The following is a 448-nucleotide window of genomic DNA, read 5'->3' on the forward strand; positions in this document are numbered from 1 at the left end:
TGCTATAGAGCTTGCTAAGTTAGGCCATGAAGTTACAGTCTTTACTAGCAGGTATCCTGATGAAGAATATGAATATCCGGATATAATTACTGTTAAGAGATTTAAACCACTGTTTAGAATTGGAAATGCCCCCTTTATTCCTCAACTACTGAGAGAAATAAAAGATTTTGATATAGTTCACTTGCATTATCCCTTCTTTTTCGGGGGAGAATTTATCCATTTCATTAAAAAGTTAAGAAACATCCATTATGTTATAACATATCATAATGATGTGATATTACCAGGGATGTTGAATTTTCCTTTAAAGTTTTACAAGACTATGCTAATGAAACAAATATTGAAAAATGCTGAAAAAATAATTGTGACGTCTTTAGATTATGCCAGAAATTCCGAGTTATGGAAGATATCAGAGATTCAAGAGAAAATTGTAGGAATCCCAAATGGAGTA

1 protein-coding gene is annotated in these 448 nt (G+C 31.7%); it reads left to right on the plus strand.

Annotated elements, in window-relative coordinates:
• Window positions 1–448, plus strand: a 448-nt coding sequence (locus E3E37_RS11065) for a glycosyltransferase family 4 protein (protein ID WP_167717398.1), incomplete at both ends; no start/stop codon positions are given.

This window comes from Thermococcus sp. ES12 (genome assembly GCF_012027515.1).
Classification (GTDB): domain Archaea; phylum Methanobacteriota_B; class Thermococci; order Thermococcales; family Thermococcaceae; genus Thermococcus; species Thermococcus barossii.